General features: G+C 38.6%; 25 protein-coding genes, 4 tRNA genes and 2 pseudogenes. 24 read left to right on the top strand and 7 right to left on the bottom strand.

Translation table 11 applies throughout. From position 1 onward, the window contains the following. The 4 genes and pseudogenes from HII17_RS13830 (at nt 1) to HII17_RS13815 (ending at nt 3,534) form a co-directional block, all read left to right on the top strand. Entirely contained in the window at nt 1–888 is an 888-nt protein-coding gene (locus HII17_RS13830; RefSeq protein WP_116001598.1) for a hypothetical protein, read from the top strand. Beyond that, the gene (gene qatC / locus HII17_RS13825) at nt 881–2,215 is read left to right on the top strand and encodes a Qat anti-phage system QueC-like protein QatC (protein WP_116002480.1); all 1,335 of its coding nucleotides are present in this window, start codon (nt 881–883) and stop codon (nt 2,213–2,215) included. Before HII17_RS13830 ends, qatC begins: the two co-directional genes overlap by 8 nt. Continuing rightward, a complete protein-coding gene (gene qatD, locus HII17_RS13820; RefSeq protein WP_116001596.1) occupies nt 2,212–2,943 on the top strand; it encodes a Qat anti-phage system TatD family nuclease QatD in 732 nt (243 codons plus the stop codon). The genes qatC and qatD overlap by 4 nt, the downstream gene beginning before the upstream one ends. Before the next feature lie 51 nt (nt 2,944–2,994). Further along, nucleotides 2,995–3,534: pseudogene (locus HII17_RS13815) on the top strand (manganese efflux pump MntP). A 22-nt stretch (nt 3,535–3,556) separates the two neighbouring features. Here the strand turns inward: HII17_RS13815 and HII17_RS13810 are convergent. The 5 genes and pseudogenes from HII17_RS13810 to HII17_RS13795 form a co-directional block, all read right to left on the bottom strand. Next, a complete protein-coding gene (locus HII17_RS13810; RefSeq protein WP_008109710.1) occupies nt 3,557–3,775 on the bottom strand; it encodes a GDCCVxC domain-containing (seleno)protein in 219 nt (72 codons plus the stop codon). Further along, a complete protein-coding gene (merC, locus tag HII17_RS13805) occupies nt 3,763–4,152 on the bottom strand; it encodes an organomercurial transporter MerC (protein ID WP_008109712.1) in 390 nt (129 codons plus the stop codon). The genes HII17_RS13810 and merC overlap by 13 nt, the downstream gene beginning before the upstream one ends. A gap of 61 nt (nt 4,153–4,213) precedes the next feature. Then, the gene (locus tag HII17_RS13800; protein WP_169075951.1) at nt 4,214–4,591 is read right to left on the bottom strand and encodes a MerR family transcriptional regulator; all 378 of its coding nucleotides are present in this window, start codon (nt 4,589–4,591) and stop codon (nt 4,214–4,216) included. Between the two features lie 153 nt (nt 4,592–4,744). Then, nucleotides 4,745–4,879, bottom strand: a complete 135-nt coding sequence (locus HII17_RS19225) for a hypothetical protein (protein WP_268969164.1) — start codon at nt 4,877–4,879, stop codon at nt 4,745–4,747. 729 nt (nt 4,880–5,608) lie between these two features. Then, nucleotides 5,609–5,938: pseudogene (locus HII17_RS13795) on the bottom strand (HD domain-containing protein); the annotation flags it as partial. 127 nt (nt 5,939–6,065) lie between these two features. On the opposite strand from HII17_RS13795, the gene HII17_RS13790 reads away from it, so the two are divergent. Beyond that, nucleotides 6,066–6,803, top strand: coding sequence for a substrate-binding periplasmic protein (locus HII17_RS13790; protein ID WP_169075950.1), 738 nt, complete (start codon nt 6,066–6,068; stop codon nt 6,801–6,803). 12 nt (nt 6,804–6,815) lie between these two features. Here HII17_RS13790 and cmoB read toward each other — a convergent pair whose 3' ends face one another. Both cmoB and cmoA read right to left on the bottom strand, forming a co-directional pair. Beyond that, a complete protein-coding gene (gene cmoB, locus HII17_RS13785; RefSeq protein ID WP_169075949.1) occupies nt 6,816–7,781 on the bottom strand; it encodes a tRNA 5-methoxyuridine(34)/uridine 5-oxyacetic acid(34) synthase CmoB in 966 nt (321 codons plus the stop codon). Then, the gene (gene cmoA / locus HII17_RS13780; protein WP_169075948.1) at nt 7,778–8,512 is read right to left on the bottom strand and encodes a carboxy-S-adenosyl-L-methionine synthase CmoA; all 735 of its coding nucleotides are present in this window, start codon (nt 8,510–8,512) and stop codon (nt 7,778–7,780) included. The genes cmoB and cmoA overlap by 4 nt, the downstream gene beginning before the upstream one ends. Before the next feature lie 116 nt (nt 8,513–8,628). Between cmoA and HII17_RS13775 the strand changes: the two genes are divergently transcribed. The 19 genes from HII17_RS13775 (at nt 8,629) to HII17_RS13685 (ending at nt 26,142) form a co-directional block, all read left to right on the top strand. Continuing rightward, nucleotides 8,629–11,472, top strand: a complete 2,844-nt coding sequence (locus HII17_RS13775; RefSeq protein WP_169075947.1) for a transporter substrate-binding domain-containing protein — start codon at nt 8,629–8,631, stop codon at nt 11,470–11,472. Nucleotides 11,473–11,597: 125 nt separating this feature from the next. Further along, nucleotides 11,598–13,364 (top strand): aspartate--tRNA ligase, encoded by a 1,767-nt coding sequence (gene aspS / locus HII17_RS13770; RefSeq protein WP_169075946.1) that lies wholly within the window; start codon nt 11,598–11,600, stop codon nt 13,362–13,364. A 42-nt stretch (nt 13,365–13,406) separates the two neighbouring features. Continuing rightward, nucleotides 13,407–13,937: a crossover junction endodeoxyribonuclease RuvC gene (ruvC, locus tag HII17_RS13765; protein ID WP_169075945.1), complete on the top strand. Its 531-nt coding sequence runs from the start codon at nt 13,407–13,409 to the stop codon at nt 13,935–13,937. A gap of 64 nt (nt 13,938–14,001) precedes the next feature. Then, on the top strand, nt 14,002–14,622 hold the full coding sequence (gene ruvA, locus HII17_RS13760; RefSeq protein WP_169075944.1) for a Holliday junction branch migration protein RuvA: 621 nt from the start codon (nt 14,002–14,004) through the stop codon (nt 14,620–14,622). Between the two features lie 21 nt (nt 14,623–14,643). Further along, nucleotides 14,644–15,648 (top strand): Holliday junction branch migration DNA helicase RuvB, encoded by a 1,005-nt coding sequence (gene ruvB / locus HII17_RS13755; RefSeq protein WP_169075943.1) that lies wholly within the window; start codon nt 14,644–14,646, stop codon nt 15,646–15,648. Between the two features lie 579 nt (nt 15,649–16,227). Further along, the gene (gene ybgC / locus HII17_RS13750; RefSeq protein ID WP_169075942.1) at nt 16,228–16,638 is read left to right on the top strand and encodes a tol-pal system-associated acyl-CoA thioesterase; all 411 of its coding nucleotides are present in this window, start codon (nt 16,228–16,230) and stop codon (nt 16,636–16,638) included. Next, the gene (tolQ, locus tag HII17_RS13745; RefSeq protein WP_169075941.1) at nt 16,628–17,305 is read left to right on the top strand and encodes a protein TolQ; all 678 of its coding nucleotides are present in this window, start codon (nt 16,628–16,630) and stop codon (nt 17,303–17,305) included. Before ybgC ends, tolQ begins: the two co-directional genes overlap by 11 nt. 14 nt (nt 17,306–17,319) lie before the next feature. Beyond that, nucleotides 17,320–17,742: a protein TolR gene (tolR, locus tag HII17_RS13740; protein WP_169075940.1), complete on the top strand. Its 423-nt coding sequence runs from the start codon at nt 17,320–17,322 to the stop codon at nt 17,740–17,742. Between the two features lie 3 nt (nt 17,743–17,745). Further along, on the top strand, nt 17,746–18,639 hold the full coding sequence (gene tolA, locus HII17_RS13735) for a cell envelope integrity protein TolA (RefSeq protein WP_169075939.1): 894 nt from the start codon (nt 17,746–17,748) through the stop codon (nt 18,637–18,639). Nucleotides 18,640–18,724: 85 nt separating this feature from the next. After that, nucleotides 18,725–20,050: a Tol-Pal system beta propeller repeat protein TolB gene (tolB, locus tag HII17_RS13730; RefSeq protein WP_235938780.1), complete on the top strand. Its 1,326-nt coding sequence runs from the start codon at nt 18,725–18,727 to the stop codon at nt 20,048–20,050. Nucleotides 20,051–20,101: 51 nt separating this feature from the next. Then, a complete protein-coding gene (gene pal / locus HII17_RS13725) occupies nt 20,102–20,653 on the top strand; it encodes a peptidoglycan-associated lipoprotein Pal (protein WP_169075937.1) in 552 nt (183 codons plus the stop codon). 23 nt (nt 20,654–20,676) lie between these two features. After that, a complete protein-coding gene (ybgF, locus tag HII17_RS13720; RefSeq protein ID WP_169075936.1) occupies nt 20,677–21,453 on the top strand; it encodes a tol-pal system protein YbgF in 777 nt (258 codons plus the stop codon). 145 nt (nt 21,454–21,598) lie between these two features. Beyond that, a tRNA-Lys gene (locus HII17_RS13715) sits at nt 21,599–21,674 on the top strand. A 52-nt stretch (nt 21,675–21,726) separates the two neighbouring features. Further along, nucleotides 21,727–21,802: transfer RNA gene (locus HII17_RS13710), tRNA-Lys, on the top strand. Nucleotides 21,803–21,849: 47 nt separating this feature from the next. Continuing rightward, nucleotides 21,850–21,925: transfer RNA gene (locus HII17_RS13705), tRNA-Lys, on the top strand. A gap of 196 nt (nt 21,926–22,121) precedes the next feature. Then, nucleotides 22,122–23,162, top strand: coding sequence for a quinolinate synthase NadA (nadA, locus tag HII17_RS13700; protein WP_169075935.1), 1,041 nt, complete (start codon nt 22,122–22,124; stop codon nt 23,160–23,162). Between the two features lie 116 nt (nt 23,163–23,278). Continuing rightward, a tRNA-Ser gene (locus HII17_RS13695) sits at nt 23,279–23,366 on the top strand. Between the two features lie 95 nt (nt 23,367–23,461). Further along, nucleotides 23,462–25,390 (top strand): site-specific integrase, encoded by a 1,929-nt coding sequence (locus HII17_RS13690; RefSeq protein ID WP_169075934.1) that lies wholly within the window; start codon nt 23,462–23,464, stop codon nt 25,388–25,390. Between the two features lie 11 nt (nt 25,391–25,401). Continuing rightward, entirely contained in the window at nt 25,402–26,142 is a 741-nt protein-coding gene (locus HII17_RS13685; RefSeq protein WP_169075933.1) for a hypothetical protein, read from the top strand. Nucleotides 26,143–26,293 lie beyond the last annotated feature (151 nt).

Raw genomic sequence — 26,293 nt, 5'->3', positions numbered from 1 at the left:
ATGGGTACGTCCGCTTCGTCAACAGGACCAAATAACAAAAGTCCACTCATTCCATCTTGGGCAGAGCAAGGAGATACCGTCACAATAGAACCTGCATCAGGTACTGATGGGGATGATCAAACTGGCTCTGACAATAATCAAGCAGATGATCAAAATGACAATAGTAACGATATAGACAATGACAAGGTTCAACAAGAAATCGGTGGTTCACCTACAGCAACGCCGCCTCCAAATAGGTTTGCCAGTGCCAGAAGAGCATTTGGTAAATATGCTCAAACAGGTGGCTCAACCTCAGATCTTAGGCGTTCATTAAAAAGTTATTCTAGAAAAGGCTCTGGCGGAGGTAAAAGCACCAGTCGGAGACTAGCAAGTGGCATAACTGCTGGTTCTGGATTGCTTGGTGTCATGCGTGGCGACACCGTAACGATTAATAATCAAAGCTTATCCTTAGGTGATTTAACGGGGTTATCGACTGACCAAGCAATTGACAAAATTGCTAGTCATTTAGCACCTGATAATGCCGATTCGGATGCTGTTAGAGTTGCATTAGACTATGCGTTAGAAGAAGCATTACCCGATACTGAAGAATTTGACCCAAACAGTTTTACTGACGAAGTTATTCAAGAAGCCATAGGCTGTTATTTAACAGATCTTATTTTTCAGGATGTGGTTGAAGGCATGGGCAGAGCTTGGTTCCATGTTGAGCCTGCAAGCAAGCATCATCAAATGGAAGTTGAATTAAGGGAATTAATAAAAGTGATCACACAAGAGCAGTTAGACAAAGTAACTAATGGCAACCCCAGTACTATTAGCAAAGAAAATATTACTAAAATTCAAGCAGATGCTATTGCCATGACGGTTGATGAATGGGAGAGCTTTGATGACTAATTTTTATTTTAACCATGACCCAGCTAACTTGCCTGATTTTTCTGATGATTGTCATCCTGTCCAGATGTTCCATACGCATCAAAATGACATCACTAAACACAGCTTAGTGTCAAAACAATTACTACAAACAGTTCGTGATTTAGGATTGAATGTAGATGCTGATGCAATAGATCTGATAACAATTGCAACCGCCGTTACCGCCGCTGATACATTTGAATTGAGGGATAATGCAGAAAATGCATGGGCTAGAAAAATGCATTTGCATGTTCCTGTTACAGATGAGGATATGTGGAATACTGTTGAACCTGAACTTAGCTCATTGCTTAACTTTCTTACAGGCGATAAATGGCAATTTACGTTTGAAAAAACAACTATGCCGATGCCTGCTCCTAAAAAAAGTGAGCAAGCAAAAGCAAAGGCAAAATCACTAATAGGACTCAACTCAGTCTGCCTTTTTTCTGGAGGTCTTGATAGCGCAGTTGGTGCAATTGATATTTTAAACGGAAAGTCAGACTTAAAACCGCTTTTGGTTAGTCACGCTTATCGTGGTGATGGCGCTAAACAGGAAGATATTAAGCAATTATTATCCCCGCCATTCGGCGAATTGTCCTATTCAATGTCTCCTCATATTATTAAGCATTTAGAAGGTAAAACTGACATAAGCATGAGGGGAAGAAGCTTCAACTTCCTAGCTATGGCGGTACTTGGTATATCAGCCTTAAGAAATGCTAATTGCGATAGCAGTATTGAAACTATTGTCGTCCCAGAGAATGGCTATATTTCTATAAATCCACCGCTTACCAGAAGACGGATTGGTAGCCATAGTACCAGAACTACACACCCGAATTTTCTAAGCAGATTTGAATCTTTGCTAAAAGATACCGGGTTCCACGTCAAATTTGTTAACCCTTATCAATTCAAAACTAAAGGTGAAATGTTAGCGGAATGTGTTGATCAAGACGCAATTAGAAAAGCCGTTCCCCTGAGTGTTTCATGTAGTCATTGGCACAGAGAGCATAAACAGTGTGGGCATTGTGTGCCTTGCCTTATTCGAAGAGCGTCAGTTTTTCATGCTGGTTTTACACAAGATGCGCCATACAAAACAAAGCGGTTGAAAGGGCTTATCAAAGAAAAAGATACTCGTGATGATCTGCAAGCGGTTCAAACGGCCATTATTAGATTGAAACAGACTGATAATTATCGTTCTTGGTTACGAATGTCGGGGCCGATACCGCAAGCTAAACATATAAGAGAAAAATTAGAATCAACTATTAAGCGAGGATTAGCAGAGGTTGAATTATTTCTCCAAGCGGACAAATCGTCATGATGGATCTTCATTGCCATGTTGATTTATATCCAGATCATCAAGAGGTATTGAACGACATAAAAAGCAGTAATTATTACGTGCTATCAGTAACTACGGTGCCTTCAGCATTTGAAGGTACTGTCCAGTTAACAAGTGGTATAAAACACTGTAAAACGGCTTTGGGGCTGCACCCTCAACTTGCTCATCTAAGAAAAAATGAATTAGCACTATTCGATAAGCTAGTTGATAGAACTAGATATATTGGAGAAATTGGACTCGATGGCTCGAAAGGTTACGCTGATTACTTTGATGATCAATTAGAGGTTTTCACGCATATTCTAAAAAAATGTGAAGGCTTTGATGACAAAATACTAACCATCCATAGCCTTAACGCGGTTGGTGAAGTGCTTGAACAACTTAAGTTACATCCCAATGCTGGTACTTCTATTCTTCATTGGTTTTTAGGTACTAAGAAGCAAGTTATAGAAGCCGTCGAGCTAGGCTGTTTCTTTTCTATTGGGCCAGCCATGCTAACTTCAGCCAGAGCTAAAAAAGTAATATCGTGGATACCTCAGGATAGAGTTCTACTCGAAACTGATGGACCTTTCGCCAAAGTGGCGGGGAATATTCTGTTTCCTTCAAGTGTTGGCACTGTTACTGAATATCTGGCTGAAATTTGGTGTAAAAATAAGGCTTCGATAATTGAAAAATTGTCAGTAAATCTTAGGTGTTTAACATCAGTCAAGTAACTCATTATACGTCACGTAATCTTATAACAATTTTATTCAGGTTTAATCGGTTTGTTTGAAGTATTTGTGTTAGCTATAGCACTCAGTATGGACGCGTTTGCAGTATCCATAGGTTTAGGTTCTAAAAAAGTAGTAAATGCTGAAAAGCTTTTTTTAAAAGCCGCTGCTTACTTTGGTTTTTTCCAAGGCTTCATGCCTATTTTAGGCTATTTCAGCGGTAAAGGATTATCATCTTGGATTGAAGATTATGCACCTTGGATAGCTTTTATTTTGCTATTATTTATCGGTGGCTAAATGATTTATGAGTCCCAATCTGAAGGAATTGAAGAAGATATTGCTAATGTTACTCATCGTGTGCTATTTGTTCTTGCTATTGCCACCAGTATTGATGCAATGGCGGCAGGTTATGCAATCACATTGCTTGAGGTAGATATAGCCGTAGCTTGCTTGATAATAGGCGTCACGACGTTTGCCTTTAGCTGGATTGGTGTGAATATCGGCGAAAGAAGTGGCGTATGGCTGGAATCTAAAGCTGAACTATTTGGTGGTTTAGTGTTAATCGCAATCGCATTTAAGATATTACTTGGTTGACACAGAACCACCGAATACTAGGCTACTTACCTGAGCAACATGCATTGCCTTCTTGAATAGGAGGACACTTAACTGTTCCATAAGAGCAATAAACGCAACAATCACCTTTTAACGGTTTAAGTAGTGCTTTACAGCTTTCGCACTCGTAATACCATTGGCAAGCGTTTGTAGGCATGGTTTCAACTTTGCTAAATCCACATTCAGGGCAAGTGATTTTAGATTCTAGTTCTATACCTTGCATACTGGTTCCTTAATGGGCTTAACAATATCTAAAATAGACATTACGACCATCCAAATGATCCCAAAGTAAAATAAGTAAGTGCTCCAGTCGTATTGCCATAAAGGATAAAGGGTCAGCAATACTGCAATTGGGCCAATGACACTTAAAACGCCTCTCAATGAATCTCGATGTTGATACCAATTATAGAAATTAACTAACAACGCTAGTGAAGCAAATAATGGCAATAAGGTGTTCACCGCTATCCCTTCAAAATGTGAAAGAAAACCTAACCCAAGAGCAGATGCCAATGAGCCGAGCGCAGGAAAACATGCTGTGCAGCTAAGGGCGGCTAGCCAAACGCCACCAGAACCTACTTTATCTAGAATTTTATTGATCATAACTATCTACCTCAATTTTTTAAGGTAGTATAAACTCCGTACATAAGTACGGGGTCAATAGCTATTTAAGTGAATTTATTACCGGGCAGGATTGAGGGTCTTGATTGGCCTTGCAAGAATCTGTCATATCTTGAATTACTTTCTCTAATCGCTGTAAATCAGCAATTTTATTACGAATGAGATTAAGTTTTTGCAACCCCATCGACTCAATATCAGCGCAACTGTCACTTAGTGACATAAGCGATTCAATTTCTTTCAGCGTAAAGCCTAATGCTTTAGCATTCAGAATAAATTTGAGTTGACTGGTAAGGGCATCGCCATACATTCTGTAACCAGACTCTGGTTTTAAAGGTTGCTCTATCAGACCTTGGCGCTCATAGAAACGGATTGTTTCAATGCTAATGTTAAGTTCTTTAGCAAGTTTACCTATGGTTTTCATTTACATACTCTTCAATCAACAAGTGCCATTATAGTAATATTCAAAATTGACCTTAAAGTAGAAGAAATAATTCTCTCAATTATTACGTTATCTATTGGATGTTATCGGTCACGGTTTTGTAATTGCTAACCGTGACGATTAATATTCAGTATACTAACGTACTTCATCAGTACGGTGCGCAGCACGTAATAGGCTTATTATGTCCTCTGTGTCAATGTTCTCATCCACTAATGCTTGTTGCAGAAGTACACTAACTTCAGGAGATGGAGACATGTTTTCGAGCTTCATATTTGCTAAAGCTTGCTTGAGCGTGTGTGGATTTTTTATTTTCACTAATTATGGCCTTAAGCTTGCGTATTCAAAAAAACTCCAAAACTAGAATTGAAATCTACTATAGGTTTTGTTTGCCGCCAAATAATAACCTTTCAACGGTTACTATTTTGTACTCCTATCAAAAGTAACCTCTCATAGGTTACTTTTTCAAAAACTCAATCGTAATCACCACTTCTTAGCATTTGAACTGGAGAGTCTATGACCCTCACTCTATACTATAACTACTCAGGGCGAACTATAGAGGTTTACGATGAATAAGAATCTTGCATTCAAGTACCCAAAACTTAGTGACGTTCTCGACTCATTAGAATCCGATACTACAAGCTTTGACTATGCCGTTTCGAAAGATAACGAGTCCGATGATAAAATATATACATTTGAGACTCATCCTTTTTATTCGCAGGTTGGTGATCTAGGAGATCTTGAGATCCCCGATTCAGATATTTACTAGTTTTATGTCATCAATCCCTATATTTCGTTCGAATAGAACTTACTTAATTAGCGAGTTTCACTCAGGATAAATCGGTTGGTTTTTTAGACTCATATTGGCGAGATTGTTTACTTAATACTTGACTCAATCAATGTGTATGCAATAATATGTATCTATAAACTTGAGCTACATTATTGTTTTTAGTGGGTTTGAGTTTCCTTTATTAAATTTTAGGTACGTTTTGGGTGTTTTCTTCCAAAGGGAGGATGGCCTATATCATGTGCTAAACAAAGTGCTTCTATTAGAGTGTCTTCTTCTGGAAATAGTTTCTCTGCCAGCTCAGGGTATTTTGAGCGCAGTTGTGCTGTTATTCCTGAACCTATTTGCGCTGCTTCAAGTGAATGTGTTAATCGTGTTCGGTAAAAATCACTTTGACCTGAGCTAATGACTTGGGTCTTAGATTGTAGCCGCCTAAACGCCGCGGAGTGCAAAATTCGTGCGCGGTCACGTTGGAAGGGACTTCGATGATCATGCTGACGTTTACTCAATTTTGTCAACCTTCTTTCTAACCACGCAGTGTTCATATTATTCCTTATCAATATTTTTACTTTTAGCTAAAATATTAGCTATGCTAAATAATAGATTTACTCATTTATGTGCGATAATGCAACTTAATGGTTTATTTTCAAGAGGATTGATGTGCGAGGCACTGTGAGTTTTAGAATTTTAGTCTGTATTATATTAACGCTTTCTTTTAAAAGCTTTGCATTGGCGGAAAGTGAAACTATACATATTATCGCTGGCTTAGCTAAACCACCATTTATTGTGGAAGAAGGTAAGTCGGGAATGCAGATGGATATTATTCAAGCTGCTTTATCATCAGAAAATATTTTGGTTAATTTTAGCCATATGCCATTTGGACGTTTGATTACAGGCTTTCAGCAGTGGAATATTGATGGTATTAGTACTTTGCCACCAAATTATAAGTACCCTGGCTTATATACATCAAAACCCTACATTACATACGAAAATGTCGCTATAACGCTTCAAGATAATGATATCAAGTTAGACAGTGTTACTGATTTACAAGGGAGAAGCGTCGTAGCTTTTCAAAACGCTAAGAAGTTTATAACCGGTGATTATAAGCTAATGGTGCCTAATATTATTGATTATCGAGAATTGCCGGAGCAAAACAAACAAGTACAAATGCTTTTCACAGGTCGCACAGAAGTTATTGTATTGGATGTTAATATTTTCAAATATGCGGTGAGAACAAGTGAAGACCCTGCGTATAAGAAAAAATATAAAGTCCATCACATATTTGATTTGAGGCACTATGCAGCGGGCTTTAAAAGTAAGGGATTGAAAGAGAAGTTTGACCGCGGTATTCAGTTAATTAAAGATAACGGTACTTATCAAAATATCTTAGATAAGTACCTGAACAAATAAATTGAAGTTGTTTTATTTTGTTGCGATAAATATAGCACGCTTAGGTGCCGGATAACCTTCAATGGTTTTGGTTGGATCATTAGGGTCAAGGAAGTCACTAAGCGATTCGGTATCAATCCACTCAGTTTTTCGCTGCTCTTCAATGGCGGTTGTGTCGGTATTAACCATTTTTACATTGTTAAATCCGCACCTTTCAAGCCATGCACACATAGCTTTGCCACTTGGTAAAAACCAAACGTTTCGCATTTTCGCATAGCGCTCGCCTGGCACTAAAACCGTATTTTCATCTCCATCTACAATTAGTGTTTCGAGCACTAGCTCACCGCCTTTAACCAATTGTGATTTCAATTGGTATAAAAAGTCGATTGGGGATCGGCGATGGTATAACACTCCCATAGCAAAAACAGTGTCAAAAGCATTTAACTCTGGTAGTTGTTCTACGCCTAAGGGCAGCAAATGTACATTGTTGTTCTGAATAAAATGTTGAATTGCATTGAATTGCATGACAAACAATTGCGTTGGATCGATGCCAACAACAAAATCTGCACCAGCACCTTTCATACGCCATAAATGATAGCCGCTGCCACAACCTATATCTAATACGTAACGTCCTTTTAAGTCGCTTATGTGAGGTACAAGTCGATCCCACTTAAAATCAGAACGCCATTCAGTATCAATATGCAGGCCGTGTACGTGATAAGGCCCTTTACGCCATGGTTTTAATTTCTTTAACATATGTTCCAAGCGTTTCAATTCGCCAGGAGCAATCTCATCAGAACGACCCACACTTACACATGTTTCTATATCAACGTCGTTAGTATTGGTAACAGGGAGTTGCGCTAAAACTTTTTGCCATTGAGCATACTCGCCATGAAGGTGGTGCTTTTGCCATTGTGTTAATTGAGCTGGCAGTGTGTCTAACCAATGACTTAAACGGTTTCCAGCTATCGCTTGATAAAAGGTATTGTATTGATTCATTTAAAGGCCACTAATGAGGTAAAGTTAAAACACTGAAACCAAGGCGTTACGTTTACAAACCCAGTATCTCTAAGTCGTAATTTATGGCACTCAAATGAATCTGGTTTCATGACATTTTCAAGTGCGGTGCGTTTTTGCGCGATTTCTAACTCGCTATAACCGTTCGCTCGCTTAAAATCGTGGTGTAAGTCGATTAACAGCTCATTACAAAACTCAGATTTATGGGCTATTTTTTCTGATAACACTAATATTCCACCCGGCAATAGACCTTGATATATTTTTTTTATTAGCACTTGGCGTTTTTCTTTTTCAATAAATTGAAGCGTAAAATTAAGAACAACCATCGAGGCATTTTGTATATCGATTGACTCGATATTATCTTGGATAATTTCAACAGGGGTATTGCCTTTAAATGCGGCTAAGTGCATTTTACATCGCTCAACCATAGCTGCTGAGTTATCAATACCAAAAATTTTAACGTCATCTGCACTGATAGCACGTCTCATAGCCAGTGTTGCAGCGCCTAGAGAGCACCCTAAGTCGTATACGTTTGAATTAGGGTGTACATATTTTTGACTTAGTTTTCCAATTGTATCAATGATAGTGTTATAGCCAGGCACAGATCGTGAAATCATATCTGGAAAAACTTCGACTACTTGTGCATCAAAGCTAAAATCTTTCACTAGATTATGAGGGTTAGAATAGATTAAGTCAGTATCAGATTGTTTCATGAAATGCATGAATGTTAGGTAAAATTGCTACTATTTTAACTGAACAGATTGATCTTGATAAGATAATATTGCAATGTTGTTTGTTGTACTGCGTCGAAAGTATAGGTAAAAGAGGCTTGATATTAATTAGACAATTAGTGGTTTGTTTGTTTTCTTTGTTTTTTTTAATAGGAACAAGTCACGCAAATAGCCAACAAGACGTTGCCCATTTTGATTTAACCAAACAAAAAACCTATACCATTGCGTTTAGCGAACACTCTTACCCTCAGCAATTTGTCAATGAACAAGGTTTGCCTGATGGCATTATGAAAGATTTCTGGTTGTTATGGGCCAAAAAGCAAAATGTACAAATTGCGTTTGTCCCAATGCAGTGGGAAGAGACAATGCATAGTGTCATTAATGGAAAATCAGATTTTCACGCAGGTCTTACACATATTAAGAAAAGAGATGAGTTTTTTGAGTTTTCATCACAAATCTTTCCACAATACAGTTTTATTTATCTTAATAAAAGCTTACCTCAGTTTGCAGACATACAAGGGTTAACGCCTTATAAAGTTGGTGTAGTAAAAGGCTCTAGTCATATAAACACTGTACTCGAAGCTAATAATAAAATTAAGCTGGAAGTCTTTGAAAGTCGTACAGCAATGTATGATGCCGCATTAAACCAAGAAATTTTAGGCTTTGCAGAACTTGAAGAGTTAAGCGATGAATATACAAGGCTGGCAGATTTAAATGCGCTATTCCCTAAATACCGAAGGGTAAATTATCACATTGGGGACTACTCGGCAGGAGTTAGTAAAGGTCGTAATTCGCTTATAGCTTTTATTAATCAAGGCATTGAACAAATAACGATTGACGAGAGAAATGCCATTGAGTCTAAGTGGTTAAATTTGAAAAAATCTGATAACGCGTTAAATTTGGCCTTTACGGTCGGGTTGCCACCCTATATGGATTACTCAATTACTGGCCAGCCCCAAGGACTTTACATAGATATTTGGCGATTGTGGTCAAAATATAGCGGACTAAAAGTGAAATTCTATGGCGATACTATGGCTCGAGGCATTGAACAAGTTAAACAAGGAAACTTAGATGCGCATCTCGCCTATCCCGCTACGGCTGAATTAGATGGAGAGCTTTCTAGTTCTGCAAAAGTTTACGCTTTACATTCTCAATTTTTTATTTCGTCAAGACTTCCCAATATTCGCCACATTGACCAGTTGTCAGGAAAAACCGTAGGTTTATTTAGAACATCACCCTACATAGAACAGTTACAGTCATCATACCCAGACCTCAACCTTAAGTATTTTACTTCACATCTCGACATGATAAATGCAGCAGAAAAAGGCGAAGTAGATGCGGTTGTTACCGAAGTAGAAAATATGAAGGTAAAGCTGGTAAATACCCACATGCAATCATTGTTTTACTTATTAGATAGCCCGGTGTTCGATATCGATATGTTCTCTCTTGTTGCGACTAAAAATAAAGATTTAGCAAACTTTATTCAACAAGGTTTTGATCAAATACCATTGGAAGAACTTAAAGCTGTTGAAGAATTATGGCTTTCCAATAAAGTTAATGCATATTTTGAAGGCCTAGCAAGCAACTTATCGCTAAACTCTGTTCAGCGAAAATGGGTAAGGGAACAACCAGTATTAACTGTAGGTGTTACATCTGACTGGGCGCCACTTGAATTCGTCGATGAGAAAGGACAAGTGCAAGGTATTAATCGCGATATCATTGAGTTTGTTGCTGACAGCGCCGGTCTAGATATAAAATACCAAGTTTATGAAAACTGGGCGAATTTGATCAATTCATTTCGTCGAGGTGACCTTGATTTAATGCTAGGTGTGTCAACTAACCAAGGAAGAGAAGAGTGGTTTGACTTTACCGACGTGTATTGGAAAATGCCATGGAGCATTGTTCATCAACGTTCAACAGGCATAATTAAAAATATCGACTATTTTTATGGTAAAAACTTAGCAATGGTTAAGGGCTATCAACTAATAGAATGGTTTCGTACTAATCACCCTATGATTAACTTATCGATAGTTGACAGTGTTGAGGAGGGAGTATTAGCGGTACAACATGGTTTGGTTGAAGGCTTTGTTGAAGCGTTACCTGTTGCCTCTAAGTTAACGACTAATGAGCACATTGTGCCTCTTTCTGTATCTGTTCTATCAGAAATACCCACTGAAAATAATCGCATTGCTGTCCGTAAAGGAAACCACGTATTAAAGTCGATTGTAAACGAGGGGCTGAACTTAATTACTGAACGAAAACGTCAAGAAATATTCGAACGATGGTTTAATGTGAATATTCAAACAGGTCTTGATCAGCGATTTGTTACTAAAGTCGCGGCTCAGTTTGGTGCTGTTATTTTATTGATTATCGTTGTTGTTGTTTTCTGGAACCGTAAATTAAGACAAGAAGTTTCAAGACGTAAAGCACTCGAGATTAAAATGAAGCATATGGCAACTCATGACGAGTTAACCGGATTAGCTAACCGAGTACTAATGAAATCACAAATCGATTCAGCTATCGCTTTTCATCAACGTCAACAAGTTAAGCTGGCTATTTTATTTATTGATCTTGATGGTTTTAAAACGGTAAACGATTTATTTGGCCATGATATAGGTGATCACGTATTAACGGAAGTAGCGAGTCGATTGCAGCAGTGCGTTCGAAAGTCAGATACTGTGTGTCGATTTGGTGGCGATGAATTTGTGTTGTTATTAACAGGTATTAATAATAAACAAGAAGCGACATTTATTGCAGAAAAAATAGTAAGCATGGTTTCTCAACCATACCAAGTAGATGATAGAGTCGCCAAACTTGGCTGTAGCATTGGTATTTCAATCTACCCTGAAGATGGTGACAATGAGAAAGATTTACTGAAAATGGCTGACAACTTAATGTATCGCGTAAAGTCGTCCGGCAAAAATAACTATATGCACCGTTAATTTTACTATAAAAACTTTGGTATCTAGCCACACATAAGGTGACTTTGACTGGCTTTTATATATAATATCGCCAGTTTTATGTTTCCCCGCTTTAAAGCGGGTTTTTCATGTCAGGATAACTCTAGATGCGTAGTCTTTATTGTGGTGAGGTTAATGAATCTCACATTGGTCAGGAAATCACTTTATGTGGTTGGGTAAATCGTCGTCGTGACTTAGGTGCGGTGATCTTCTTAGATTTAAGAGATCGTGAAGGAATTGTACAGGTTGTATACGATCCAGATTTACCTGAGGTGCTAGAAAAAGCGAATACTTTACGTAATGAGTTTTGTGTTCAAGTAAAAGGTAAGGTTAGAGCACGCCCTAAAGGACAAGTGAATAAAGACATGGCAACAGGGGCTATTGAAGTATTAGGTTTAGAGCTTAATATTTTAAATAAAGCTGCTCCGCTTCCATTAGATTCAAATCAGGAAAACTCAGAAGAGCAACGTTTAAAGTATCGTTATTTAGACCTGCGTCGCCCTGAAATGACTGAACGTATGCGTTTTCGTGCAAAAGTAACTTCTGCAGTTCGTGAGTCTTTAGAGTCGCAAGACTTTATGGATATTGAGACACCAATTTTAACGGCGGCAACGCCAGAAGGTGCTCGTGATTACTTAGTACCAAGTCGTACCCATAAAGGTAAATTTTTCGCACTGCCTCAATCGCCCCAGTTATTTAAGCAATTGCTAATGATGTCTGGTATGGAGCGATACTATCAAATCGTAAAATGTTTCCGTGATGAAGATTTACGAGCAGATCGTCAACCAGAATTTACTCAAATTGATATCGAAACGTCATTTATGACGGCCGATCAAGTAATGGAAGTGACGGAAAAGATGATCCGTGATCTATTCCTTAAGTTACTGAATGTTGATTTGGGTGATTTTCCTCGTATGCCTTATAGCGAAGCTATGACTCGCTTTGGCTCTGACAAGCCTGATTTACGTAACCCACTAGAAATTACTGACGTTGCCGATATCTTAAAAGATGTAGAGTTTAAAGTATTCTCAGGCCCTGCTAACGATGAAAAGGGTCGTGTTGCTGTTATTTGCGTCCCAGAAGGTGCGGCTAAGTTCTCTCGCAAGAACATTGATGATTTAACAAAATTTGTTGGCATTTATGGCGCCAAAGGTATGCCATGGATGAAAGTAAACGACAAAGCTGCTGGTATGGAAGGCATTCAATCACCAATTCTTAAATTCTTAAATGAAGATGCGGTTAATGCTTTACTTGAAAGAACAGGGGCTGAAAGTGGCGATATTATCTTTTTTGGCTCTGATACCTATAACGTTGTAACTGAATCGTTAGGTGCACTTCGCTTAAAACTAGGTGAGGATTTAGGTATTGTCAGCGACGAATGGAAACCGCTTTGGGTTGTAGATTTCCCAATGTTTGAAGAAATTGATGGTCACATGCACGCGTTACATCACCCGTTTACTGCGCCTACAGATATGTCACCAGAAGAGTTAGAAGCTAACCCAATTGGTGCACTATCTAACGCATACGATATGGTGTTAAATGGTTGTGAATTAGGTGGTGGTTCAGTTCGTATACACGACCAAGCAATGCAAGCCGCGGTATTTAGAATTCTAGGTATTAGTGACGAGGAAGCTCAAGAGAAGTTTGGTTTCTTATTAGAAGCGCTTCAATATGGTGCTCCACCTCATGCTGGCCTAGCGTTTGGTTTGGATAGACTGGTTATGTTGATGACAGGGGCAAGTTCAATTCGTGACGTAATGGCATTCCCGAAAACGACTACAGCGGCCTGTCCACTCACCAATGCACCAGGACAAGCAAACCCGTCGCAACTAGAAGAGTTGAATATAGCAACGCTGACAGCGTCAGAAGAGTAAAAAAAAGCGCGCTAATAAGCGCGCTTTTTTATGAGGAATATTTTGTCGATTATATTAGGCATTGATCCCGGTTCGCGCTATACAGGTTACGGCGTAATCGAACAACAGGGCAGAAAGTTTAACTATCTTGGTAGTGGTTGCATTAAGGCTATTGCCGCTGGCGAAGACTTAGGTGCGCGGCTACAGACAATATTTGCAGGTGTTTCAGAGTTAATCATTCAATTTAAACCAGACATGTTTGCAATAGAACAAGTCTTTATGGCGACTAATCCTGACTCTGCACTGAAACTAGGTCAAGCACGAGGTGCTGCGATAGTAGCGGCGACGAATTCAGGTATGACAATTGCCGAGTATTCAGCTAGGCAAATTAAACAGTCGGTGGTTGGAACAGGCGCCGCAGATAAGACGCAGGTTCAACATATGGTTAAATCTATTTTAAAGCTTCCTGGCACACCTCAGGCTGACGCTGCCGATGCTTTAGCTGTTGCGCTGTGTCATGCACATAGCCATGATTCGTTAACTAAATTGGCTGGACAAGCAAGCAAAACCGTACGTGGTCGCTTAAGAAAGTAAATTTCTATTTACTGTATAAATATCTAGTGTTAAGCTTTTCAAAAATAATTAGTGGAACATTTTTGTGATCGGACGATTACGTGGCACGTTAGTTGAGAAGCTGCCTCCAGAAGTATTAATTGAATGTAATGGTGTAGGTTATGAAGTACATGTACCTATGACTACACTATATGCACTCCCTGAAGTTAATGAAGAAACCATAATATATACGCATTTTGTTGTCCGTGAAGACGCACAATTACTTTATGGTTTTGCTAATAAAGTTGATCGTAAGCTTTTTAGGTTATTGATTAAAGCAAGCGGTGTTGGGCCTAAATTGGCTATTGCTATTTTATCAGGAATGTCTGCAGAGCAGTTTGTTAGTTGTGTTGCTCACGATGATGCGTCAACAATTGTTAAAATACCAGGCATTGGAAAAAAGACTGCTGAGCGTTTGCTTATTGAAATGCGCGATCGCATAAAAGATTGGCAAAGTGAAAGTTTAACGCCTGCAACCGATGCTGCTCCATTAGATTTAAGTATAGAGAGTACACTGATAGTATCTGATGCAAAGGGTGATGCATTAAATGCTTTAGTATCTCTTGGCTATACGCAAGCGCAGGCAGACAAAGCCATTAAAGCAATATATAGCAAAGATAAATCGAGTGAAGAATTGATAAAGCTTGCCTTAAAAGCCATGCTTTAAATTATCGTTAAAGAGAATGTAATGATAGAAGCCGATAGATTAATACAACCAGTAGCAACAGTAGAAGACGAAGGGGTCGATCGTGCTATTCGCCCCAAAATGTTAGGCGACTATACTGGTCAAGATCATGTCAAAGCACAAATGGAAATCTTTATTCCTGCTGCTAAAAAGCGAAATGAACCTCTCGATCATTTGTTAATTTTCGGTCCTCCAGGCCTAGGTAAAACAACGCTAGCTAATATCGTTGCTAATGAAATGGGTGTAAACATTAGAACCACTTCTGGACCTGTTTTAGAAAAGGCAGGGGATTTAGCTGCATTATTAACTAATCTGGAAGAAAACGACGTGTTATTTATAGATGAAATTCATCGTTTAAGTCCTATGGTAGAAGAAGTCTTATATCCTGCAATGGAAGACTATCAACTAGACATTATGATTGGCGAAGGTCCTGCTGCACGTTCAATCAAGTTAGATTTGCCGCCCTTTACATTGATTGGTGCGACAACTCGAGCCGGCGCTTTAACGTCTCCGCTTCGAGATCGCTTTGGTATCGTTCAGCGGCTAGAGTTTTATTCAAGTAAAGATTTAACCGATATTGTGTTACGTTCGGCACACTTTTTAAATTTAACCATAGATCAAGAGGGGGCGTTTGAAGTTGCACGCCGCTCTAGAGGTACGCCACGAATTGCTAACCGCTTATTACGTAGGGTAAGAGACTATGCCGACGTAAAAACTGAAGGAGTAGTAAACCAAGATACAGCAGCGAAAGCTCTTGATATGTTAGAGGTAGACAATGAAGGTTTTGATATTATGGATAGAAAGTTACTCGAAGCCATAATAGAAAAATTTATGGGCGGCCCTGTAGGTTTAGATAATTTAGCTGCCGCTATAGGTGAAGAGCGTGAAACAATTGAAGATGTCTTAGAGCCATTTTTAATTCAACAAGGCTTTTTACAACGTACACCACGTGGACGTATTGTTACAGAGCGAACCTATCGTCATTTTGGTTTAGTTAAACCACAGTAAGACTATATTCACGTCTTAAACTTCAATCAGGTTAGGCTAGCCTGACCTGATTTTTTCAAATCGCCTAATCTACTTTTCTTTAGATAAAAAAAAGCCCGCATCAAGGATGCGGGCCAACTTATTAAAAAGTTGATAGAAGGAAGTTAAAAATTCCAGGAAACATGTCAGAGAGAAGAGATGGTTATCAACCACCTGTTCAAAGTATCTGTGCTGTGTGAGATGACTCACTGCGCTAGCTCAGAAAACAAGTGTATTTTATGCAAGTATCACTTTTGTGACAAACTAATTAAATTTTGCTTTTGCATTAGAAAAACTAATGCGAAATTATGGTGTTGTATATTTCGTGATCTTGTTTATGCATAGCTATGCTGGTGATTGTCTGTGTTTGCGAATAAATATTCACTAAAATTGAATGTGTTTACTTTCCTTAAATTTAATAACACAAATTACATTTGGAATTACATTTGATTAAATTTTTACAAATTTCTAGCGAAATATTCTTGTCTAGCCCTTGTGAGCCGTAGCTAGAGTGATTACTATAAGCGTCATAATAATAAAGCAACCTTGTAAAATCATTTGATGACGCCACCGTCCTATAAATTTCCAATCCGTGTGTACTATGAAGATACTGATGCTGGCGGTATTGTTTATTATGCGAATTACCTGAAGTTTTTTGAGCGAGCTCGTACAGAGTGGTTAAGAGAATTAGGTATAGATCAATCAAAGTTTCTCGAACAATCTGTAGGATTTGTTGTCAGACGAGTTGAAATGGAAAATTTTGCGTCGGCACGTCTTGATGATTTAATTACGGTGAACAGCCAAGTTATTCAATTAAAAAAAGCTAGCATTATTTTCCATCAGTCAATAACCGACCAGAACTTTAAGGAATTGTGTCGAGTTGAAGTTAAAGTCGCGTGCGTCAATTTCGAAAAAAATAAACCGTGTGCTATTCCAGAATTTATATTAGGAGCGTTAAAAAGTGTCAGCTGAGTTATCAATTTTTGATTTATTTTTACAGGCAAGTTTACTCGTTAAATCGGTAATGCTGATTTTATTAGCATTTTCTGTAGCCTGTTGGACGATGATATTTCAACGCAAGAAAGTGCTTGATCAAGCAGCGCTGCAGTTAAAGACATTCGAAGACCGATTTTGGAGTGGGGCAGATCTGACTAAGTTGTACAACGAAATTTCTTCTAGACAACAAATTCATGGTATTGAAAGCTTATTCGTTGCAGGTTTTAAAGAGTTTGCTCGTTTAAGAAAAAGTAATATTCAATCTCCGCAAGCAATTGTCGATGGTACTCACCGAGCAATGCGTGTTGCCTTGTCTCGAGAAGTTGATAGCTTGGAAACACACTTGCCATTTATGGCAACGGTTGGCTCAATAAGTCCTTATATAGGTTTGTTTGGTACGGTCTGGGGGATCATGAACTCATTTATCGCACTTGGTGCTGTTCAACAAGCAACACTTGCAATGGTGGCTCCAGGTATCGCTGAGGCACTTGTGGCGACGGCGATGGGATTATTTGCAGCAATTCCAGCAGTAATGGCGTTTAACCGCTTTAGTCATAAAGTGGAAAAGCTAGAGAATAGTTATGGTAACTTTATGGAAGAGTTCTCTTCAATATTGCATCGCCAAACAGCCGTTGAACACTAAGGGCTGAACCTATTATGTATAACCGTGTAAGAAGAAGAAAAGTAGCCGAGATAAACGTCGTACCTTATATCGATGTTATGTTGGTATTGCTTATCATTTTTATGGTAACAGCACCGCTTATTACACAAGGCGTTAAAGTTGACTTGCCTAAGGCGGACTCTGAACCCTTAGATAAAGACAGTAAAACGCCTTTAGTCGCTTCGGTAGATGCAGAGGGTAATTATTATATTGCCGAAGGCGCGGGTAAAAATAAGCGAGTATCAGCAGAAGAGTTGGCTATCGAAGTTGCCGCTCAGTTACAGCTAGACCCTAAGAAGCCAGTAGTGGTTAATGGTGATGGCGCAGTATCGTATGATGCAGTAATTCAATTAATGGTCTTACTGCAAAAAGCGGGTGTACCTTCGGTTGGCTTGATGACCGATATGCCGGAGAAATAGTAGGTGCTGAGTAAATTAACTTCTCCTATCGGACTAAGTATTAGCTTGCATACAGTGTTAGGTATTGTGTTGTTTTTTGGCAACTTCACTTCTCACCCTCCTAAACCTACGCCTATGCAAGTTAATTTGAACCCTATTCAGGCAGTAGTGGTAGATAAATCGATAATTGAAAATCATGCTAAGAAATTGCGTGAAGAAGAAGCTCGTAAAAAAGCTGCGGAGAGAAAACGTTTAAAAGCTATAGAAGACAAAGCTGCGGCCGCCAAACGCAGAAAGCAAAAAGAAGAAGCAAGAATTAAAAAGCTTGAGAATCAACGAAAGCAAAGAGAAAAAGAAAAACGTATAGCCGATGAAAAAGCGAGAAAAGCTAAGCAAAAAGCAATTGCGCTAGAAAAAGAGCGTAAGCGGAAAGAAGCTGAGCGTAAGAAAAAGGCAGAAAAAGCAGCTGCAGAAGCTAAGAAAAAGCGAGAGCGCGAAGCTGCCGAAAAGAAACGTAAAGAAGCTGAACGCAAACGTAAAGCCAAAGAAGCTAAAGAAAGGGCTCAGCAAGAAAAAATGCTAGCCGAGCAAATGGCACAAGAAATGGCCGCAAGACAAAAAGCGCGAAGTCATCAAATGCAAACCGAAATTAGCCGATATACCGCGTTGATTACTCAGACTATCCAACGTTTTTTGATCACAGATCGAAGCACAATGGAAGGAAAGTCTTGTAAATTAACGATAACTCTTGCACCATCAGGTTTTGTTACCAATGTTCAAACAGGGCAAGGTAGTGCGGTTGTATGTAATGCAGCTAAAAACGCAGTCTATAAAGCAGGCACTTTACCCGTATCAAAAGATCCTGAAGTATTTAGACAAATGCAAAAAATTAGTTTAACCGTAATTCCAGAATTCTAATCAGATATTAATAATTATGATCAGTAAAATTAAAACCTTTTTCCGAATAAACAACAAACCTGTTTCATTAGCTAAGAAGTTGCTAATGACAACGTTATTGTTATTAGCTTCTACTAAATCTTTTGCCACACTAGAAATTGTCATTACCGAAGGCGTGGATAGTGCAAGACCAATTGCAGTATTACCGTTTCAATATAATGGCAGTAGTGCAATGCCAGAAAATATTGCCCAGGTTATTAGCGACGACTTATTAAGAAGTGGTAAGTTTAGCCCTATTGAATCTAGCCGTTTTCCACAACAGCCACAAAACGATAAACAAGTAGATTATACAGCTTGGGCCGCAGAAGGAGTAGAGGCTATTGTGGTAGGGAGCGTTACGGAAACTAGTATTGGACGGTACCAAATAACATATCAGTTAATTGACGTAATACGAGGTCAAATTACTGGTGGTCAATCACAAATGTTAAGTGGCGGTAGACTTATCGCTGACTCAGCACATTTGCTATTAGATAGCGGTGCACAAATCGGTGCTAACCAATTTCGTCGTTTTGCTCATCAAATCAGTAATGCTGTTTATGAAAAGCTAACGGGCGATAAAGGTGCTTTTTTAACCAAAATTGCTTATGTTATTGTTCGAGATCAAGGGAGCTTCCCTTACCAGCTTGTCTTTGCTGATTATGACGGTCACAATGAACAAACTATTTTAAAGTCAAAAGAGCCTTTAATGTCGCCAAGCTGGCACCCTAGTGGTGAACAGTTAGCGTATGTAACGTTTGAAAATAGACAAGCGCAAATTTATATCATCGATATTTATACAGGTAAGAGAACGTTAGTTAGCTCATATAAAGGGATTAATGGCGCGCCACGGTTCTCTCCTGATGGTAAAAAACTTGCAATGGTGCTGTCCAAAGACGGTAATCCAGAGCTATATACGATTGATATTGCAACAAAGCAGCTAAGAAGAGTTACTCGCCATAGAGCGATAGATACTGAGCCAAGTTGGAGCCCAGATGGTAATTCATTGATTTTTAGTTCAGAACGGGGTGGAAAACCTCAGCTTTATCGCGTAAATTTAGTCGATGGTAAAGTTAGAAGGCTAACTTTTGATGGTGAAATGAATTTGGGAGGGAATTTAACTCCTGATGGTCGCCAATTGATAATGGTTAACCGAACACGTGGTCAATATCATTTAGCTAAACAAGAATTAGATACTGGACTATTCCAAGTATTAACAAAAACAAGGTTAGATGAATCGCCAAGTGTTTCACCAAATGGTGGCATGATAATTTATAGTACTATGCATAATAACCGACAGGTGTTGAGCCTAGTATCAGTGGACGGTCGATTTAAAGCAAGATTGCCTGCGCTTGATGGGCAAGTTAAGTCTCCTGCTTGGTCACCGTTTTTATAATAATTAACAGAACATAAATATTTCTATTTACATGAATAAGGAAAAATAAAAATGCGCTTGAATAAAGTTATGAAGAGTTTAGCAGTGGCATTACCATTATTTGTATTAGGTGCTTGTAGCTCAAGTTCAGATACTGATGGCCAATCTCAAGTTGATACAAATGCTGCTGCTGAGGCTGCTGCACAACAAGAAGCAGAAAGAAATGCACAAGCGTTAGCTGCAAAGCGTGAAGCAGAAATTATCGAACAACAAAAACAAGCTGAGATGGACAAGCTACGTTCAGAGCACATTGTATATTTCGACTTTGACGTTTCTACATTATCAGGCCAGTTCTCGGCGATGTTAGATGCACATGCAAAATTCTTAAACGAAAACTCAAGCGTTAAAGTACTAATTGAAGGCCACGCTGATGAGCGTGGTACGCCAGAGTACAACATCGCATTAGGTGAGCGTCGTGCTAAAGCTGTAGTTACTTACTTAGAAAACATGGGTGTTTCACCTTCTCAATTAAGTGTTGTGAGCTACGGTGAAGAAAAGCCTATGGTAAAAGATCGCACAGAAGCAGCGTTCGCTAAAAACCGTCGTGCAGTTTTAGTTTACTAATTCAATCAGTAAATAGGACGGTAATGAAACTCAATAAAGTTTTATTCGGGTTAGGTGTCTCGGCCGGTGCATTTGTTGCACTGGCTCAGCAGCCTGCCCCAGTATTAGATGTAAGCAGTAACTCTTCTGGTGGTGCAATTGATAAATTGACGACGCTTGAACGACAGCTTAACGCACGCAATCGTGCACAAGTGAACATTCAACGTCAGTTAGACGAGTTACAAATGGAAGTGAATGAACTTCGAGGCGTAACAGAACTTCATAGTCATCAGTTAACGCAAGTGCTTGAGCGTCAACGAGAATTATATCAGGAAATTGAACGTCGAGTTTCAGAAGCGTTAAAAACACCTAATCAAGTGCCTACAACGCTTGCTGCTCCGCAGACTGGAAGTGCTAATCCTAATGTTAATTACAGTACGAATCTTTCTGAAAACGAAGCTTATGATCGTGCGGTTAATATGGTATTGAGGGATAAGCAATACGATAAAGCAATTCCTGAGTTTCAAGCATTTAATCAGAATTTCCCTAATTCTTCATATGCGCCTAACGCGCATTATTGGTTAGGCCAACTTTTATTTAATAAAGGTGAATTAGCGCAAGCTGCTGCTGAGTTTTCAGTGGTAGTTGATAAATTCACAACCTCAAATAAGCGTGCAGATGCTATGCTTAAGCTTGGTATGGTTGCACAAAAGCAAGACCAAAAAGCGAAAGCGTTGTCGCTTTATCAGCAATTGATTGAACAATACCCAGATTCAACAGCTGCTCAACTTGCACAGCCAAGGTTACAAAGTCTGCAATAATTTGTCGATAACTTGTTCACTCTGTTGTGTTTTTGCGCAAACAGTCAAGAATTCGAAAAAAACTTCAAAATTGTTGTTGCACTGAAAAAAATTATAAGTATCATATGCGGCGCGTTGAACGAGAGGGAAACGCAAAAACAAATGTCGGTCGTTAGCTCAGTTGGTAGAGCAGTTGGCTTTTAACCAATTTGTCGAAGGTTCAAATCCTTCACGACCGACCACTTTCTTACCAAGGAGAGTGACGTTAAGTGTTTGTTATTACAATTTAGATATCGGTCGTTAGCTCAGTTGGTAGAGCAGTTGGCTTTTAACCAATTTGTCGAAGGTTCAAATCCTTCACGACCGACCACTTTCTTCTTAAGAAAGTGAATTAAATTGTTAAAATTTATTCTGTATCGGTCGTTAGCTCAGTTGGTAGAGCAGTTGGCTTTTAACCAATTTGTCGAAGGTTCAAATCCTTCACGACCGACCACTTTTCTAAGTGTTCAAAATTTCTTTATTCTCCCAGTTAAACCTTATTCAACTATTAATTTTTTACTATTATTCCGCAGGTTTATTGTTCTTATACTTTCTCGCTATGATAATGAGAATAGCGTTAGTACACTTTTATTTGTGTATGGCGTATAATTGCCGCCGTTTTTAATACCAAAAGATGATTAGAGTTAGTAATGTCGCAAGCGAATTTAGCCGTTGATATAGATTTTCAATTTCCCGCAAAACCACAACCTTTAAGTGTTGCTGAAAAAGCACAATATAAGGAAAGCATCAAAAAGCTGCTAAAGGAAAAAAACGCTGTATTGATCGCGCATTATTATACCGACCCTGAAATTCAAGCGTTAGCTGAAGAAACGGGCGGGTGTGTAGCAGACTCTTTGGAAATGGCTCGTTTTGGTAATCAACACGAAGCTGATACGCTTATCATCGCAGGTGTCAAATTTATGGGCGAGACAGCAAAGGTACTTACGCCTGAAAAGACTGTTGTTATGCCGACTCTTGAAGCTACATGTTCATTAGATTTAGGCTGTCCAATTGAACAGTTTGATGCGTTTTGCAATGAACATCCTGATCGCACTGTAGTGGTGTATGCAAATACCTCTACTGCTGTTAAAGCGCGAGCAGATTGGATAGTAACTTCATCCTGTGCACTTGAAATCGTCGAGCACCTAGAAGAGCAGGGTGAAAAAATCTTGTGGGGGCCAGATCGTCATTTAGGAAATTACATTCAAAAGCAGACTGGTGCCGACATGTTAATGTGGCAGGGTGCTTGTATCGTCCATGACGAGTTTAAAACGAAAGCACTAGTGGATATGAAAGCTTTACATGCCGATGCAGCTGTATTGGTTCATCCTGAGTCTCCTGCTGAAATTATTGACTTAGCCGATGCTGTTGGCTCCACAAGTCAACTTATCAAAGCGGCACAAGAGCTACCTAATAAAAAATTTATCGTCGCAACAGATCGCGGTATTTTTTATAAGATGCAGCAACTATGTCCTGAAAAAGAATTTTTCGAAGCGCCAACGGCTGGAGAAGGCGCGACATGTAGAAGTTGTGCACATTGCCCTTGGATGGCAATGAATGGTTTACAAGCAATCGAAGAAGCACTTGTAAATCCTAAAGGTAAAGAAGTGTTTGTGGATATGAATTTACGCAAAGGTGCCCTTCGTTCAACTAATCGTATGCTAGAGTTTTCAGCATCGCTAAAACGATAATTTTAAGTATGTTTGTTTAAACTCTATACAAATAATTAGTTTACGATAATAAAGCCTTGCTAAAACAAGGCTTTTTTTCTAACATAGCGCAGCTTTTTTTAAGCAAATCTATATAAGGTGACGTGTCCGAGTGGCTGAAGGAGCACGCCTGGAAAGTGTGTAAAGGGCAACCTTTCGAGAGTTCGAATCTCTCCGTCACCGCCATAAATTCAAATAATCTTTTAAAAACATATAGTTAAAACTGTGTTTTTTTGAGGTTTTTTAGGTCTGTCACATAACTTAGTCACATAAGGTAAGTTATGAACAGACTGAGTCACTATCTATACAAATATCCTCACTCGAAAAATTTTTATTTTAGAGTTCGCATTCCAAATCAAATAATCAAACATTTTTCTCTTGAAAATCAGTTTTTTATTGGTAGTCTCAATACGTCTGATTTAAATGTAGCTCAACGGTTAGCACTCTTAATTAAACCGTTGTTATTTAGGGAGAGCATTATGTGGGACTATTCAGAAGCTATGGATATGGTGCGTGAAATAAGAGAAGCGCAAGCGAAGGAAGATATGCAGGGCGATAAGTGGGATTTTCGCAATTACCTAAAAGAGCGGTTTAAGCAGTATTTATCTTGGGGTAAACAAGCTATTGCTGCTGAAATGTCTGTAACTGAGTCCTTAGACGAGTTACCTCAGATTACCCCCCAAGATATATCAACATTCCAAGAGTATTTACAAAGTAACATTACACCACAAGGCTTTGATGGCAATACTGAGTTACTGGCTCAAAAAGGCTATTTATTATCGTTTTTAGATGATTACGCAGCCTTCACTCGAACAAATGAATTTAGGCGTGCTAAACAGCCTTCTGACAGTCAATTATCCTTAACTCAGGCAACAGCAGCGGAAAAATTATTTTCTGAATTTGGCTACGGGGAAAGTTATGTAAAAGCCTTTCCTCTTGAAGTTTATACAGACGAACCAGACGGTGAAGCGCTTGCTCGGTTTGTCGCTCGTCATTTGAGTTTAGAGTTCAGCTTTAAGCAATCCTTGGCTAAACAGCTTAAAGAATACAAACAAAGCTTTGATTGTTTTAGTGAAGAAGCATTTGAGCGTGAGTCCTTGTCGCCGACTCAAATGCAATCGTTTAGCGAAATGTTTGAAACGCTGAAAGAAACGCTTTCCACCATTAAAGACTTTAAAGCAGAGCAAGCTGCCAAAAAAGAAGCCGAAGAAGCCGTCCAATTATCAGAAATGGCTAAGTTGTTTATGGTGGAAAAAGCTAAGTCCACACAGGCTGATACGGTAAGACAATATGAAATAGCATTTGAATATCTCTATTCTTTGATTGGTGAAGACTGCAATATTCTTAATTTTGATAGAGAACAGGCAGTTGAGATTAAAGAGAGTTTGCTTTCCAAATACGCCAATGGTGAAAAAGGTAGAAAGCAAGAAACTATTGCCGTAGCTACGCTAAACAAATATTTATCAAATTATGGTGCATTTTTTAATTGGTGTTACCAACATAAAAAAATTAATAAAGGTAATCAGTTCATGAAACTAAGCATTAAAGAAACGGATAAAAACACAGCTTCAAGGCGTTCTTACACACAAAGTGAAATCAATAAAATAATGGCTTATGAGCCACTTAAAAAATCAGAAGCAAAAACAATCCGTGATGACATTTATTGGTTTCCTAAGGTAGCGCTGTACACCGGAATGCGACTTAATGAGATAGCTGCTTTAACAGTTGACGACTTTCAAATAGAAAAGGGCATTCATTTTATTAATTTAACTGACAAAAAGCTAAAAACAGAGTCTTCTCGAAGAGTTGTACCTGTGCATTCAAAGCTAATTGAACTGGGTTTAATCAAGTTTGTAGAGGAAAAGAGAAATAAAGGTGAAGAAATAGTTTTCTCTCAAATAAGGGTAGGGAAGACTGAGAAAAAACGAGATGGTTGGGCTGAACCTATTTCTCGTTGGTTTAACAGAACAGCTCTTCGAAATATGGGAGTCGATAAAGATCAAGAAGCACAACAAGGGATAATGATCGACTTCCACTGTTTTAGAACTACGTTTATATCTCGCTTGAAGTTTAAAGGCTGTGACGGGTATATGGTTAAACAAGTAGTCGGTCATATGAAATCGGACAACGTAACATTTGAGCGCTATGGTAAAAATACCTCTACACATATGGAAGCATTGAAAGAGTTAGTTGAACAGGTTGATTATTAAAAAGGAATTTTATGGATCTGTTATTTAGAATACTCGAAAAAATATTTAATCCAATAAGTGATAAATATAAAGATATTGCAAACGGTGTTTTACTGGCTTTAATGTCGTTAGCTTGGTGGTTTTTAGTTTTAATTACCGTTGAAAGAATAGAGCAATATTCTCCTGAACTGCTAGTTAGAGTATTTAGTTTGATTGGCGTTTCTATTGGTGTTTACGTTGCTATATGGAAATTGGTAAATGATCAACAATGGAGAAGATCTGAGGCATATCTTGAACAAGCAAAAGAATTGTTTGAAAAAGCTTTCAACGCATTAAAGTTAGACCCAGAAACAAACTATCCAGTTAACGATAGGTATGCTTGGTTATCCTCTTCTCGTTTATTGTTAGCAGCTTTGGATTTAGGAAAGAAAATTGAAGATAGAAGCCATAAAGAAACTTTTGAAGAATATATGGAATTTTGGAGAGTTCAATTTGCAGATTTATTAAAACTTGATCAACGTGATATCTTAGAAAACGATTATTTTTATCAAGAAGGTGCTCTAATTGCTTATACACCTGAAGATCGTGCTCCTATTCCAGAGAGAGCGATAGCTGTACTATATCGATTTTTACAATGGCCAGAAGGAAGAGAAGACAGGTTGTCATATGAAGATAATTTTAGTGATGAAGAGTTAAAGCGAATTGAAGTTTTTGGAGCAAGTAGCATTTATCATTATTGCAGAGAGCGTAGGCGAGCTATCCGTGGAGACTAATTCGGTTTGCTTTGAAAGCTAATATTTTTTCTTTTATACCAGCAAACCGAACCCCTACCCAAAACTAACGGGTATAGGACGAAGCTGGTTAAAATCAATCACAATATTTCACATTAATATTGCCTTCTTTTATACCGTGGCTACTGGATTG

The sequence above is a fragment of the Thalassotalea algicola genome (genome assembly GCF_012932965.1).
Taxonomy (GTDB): Bacteria; Pseudomonadota; Gammaproteobacteria; order Enterobacterales; family Alteromonadaceae; genus Thalassotalea_F; species Thalassotalea_F algicola.
Note: the sequence above shows the minus strand (reverse complement) of the source record. Positions and strands in the feature narration are given on the sequence as shown.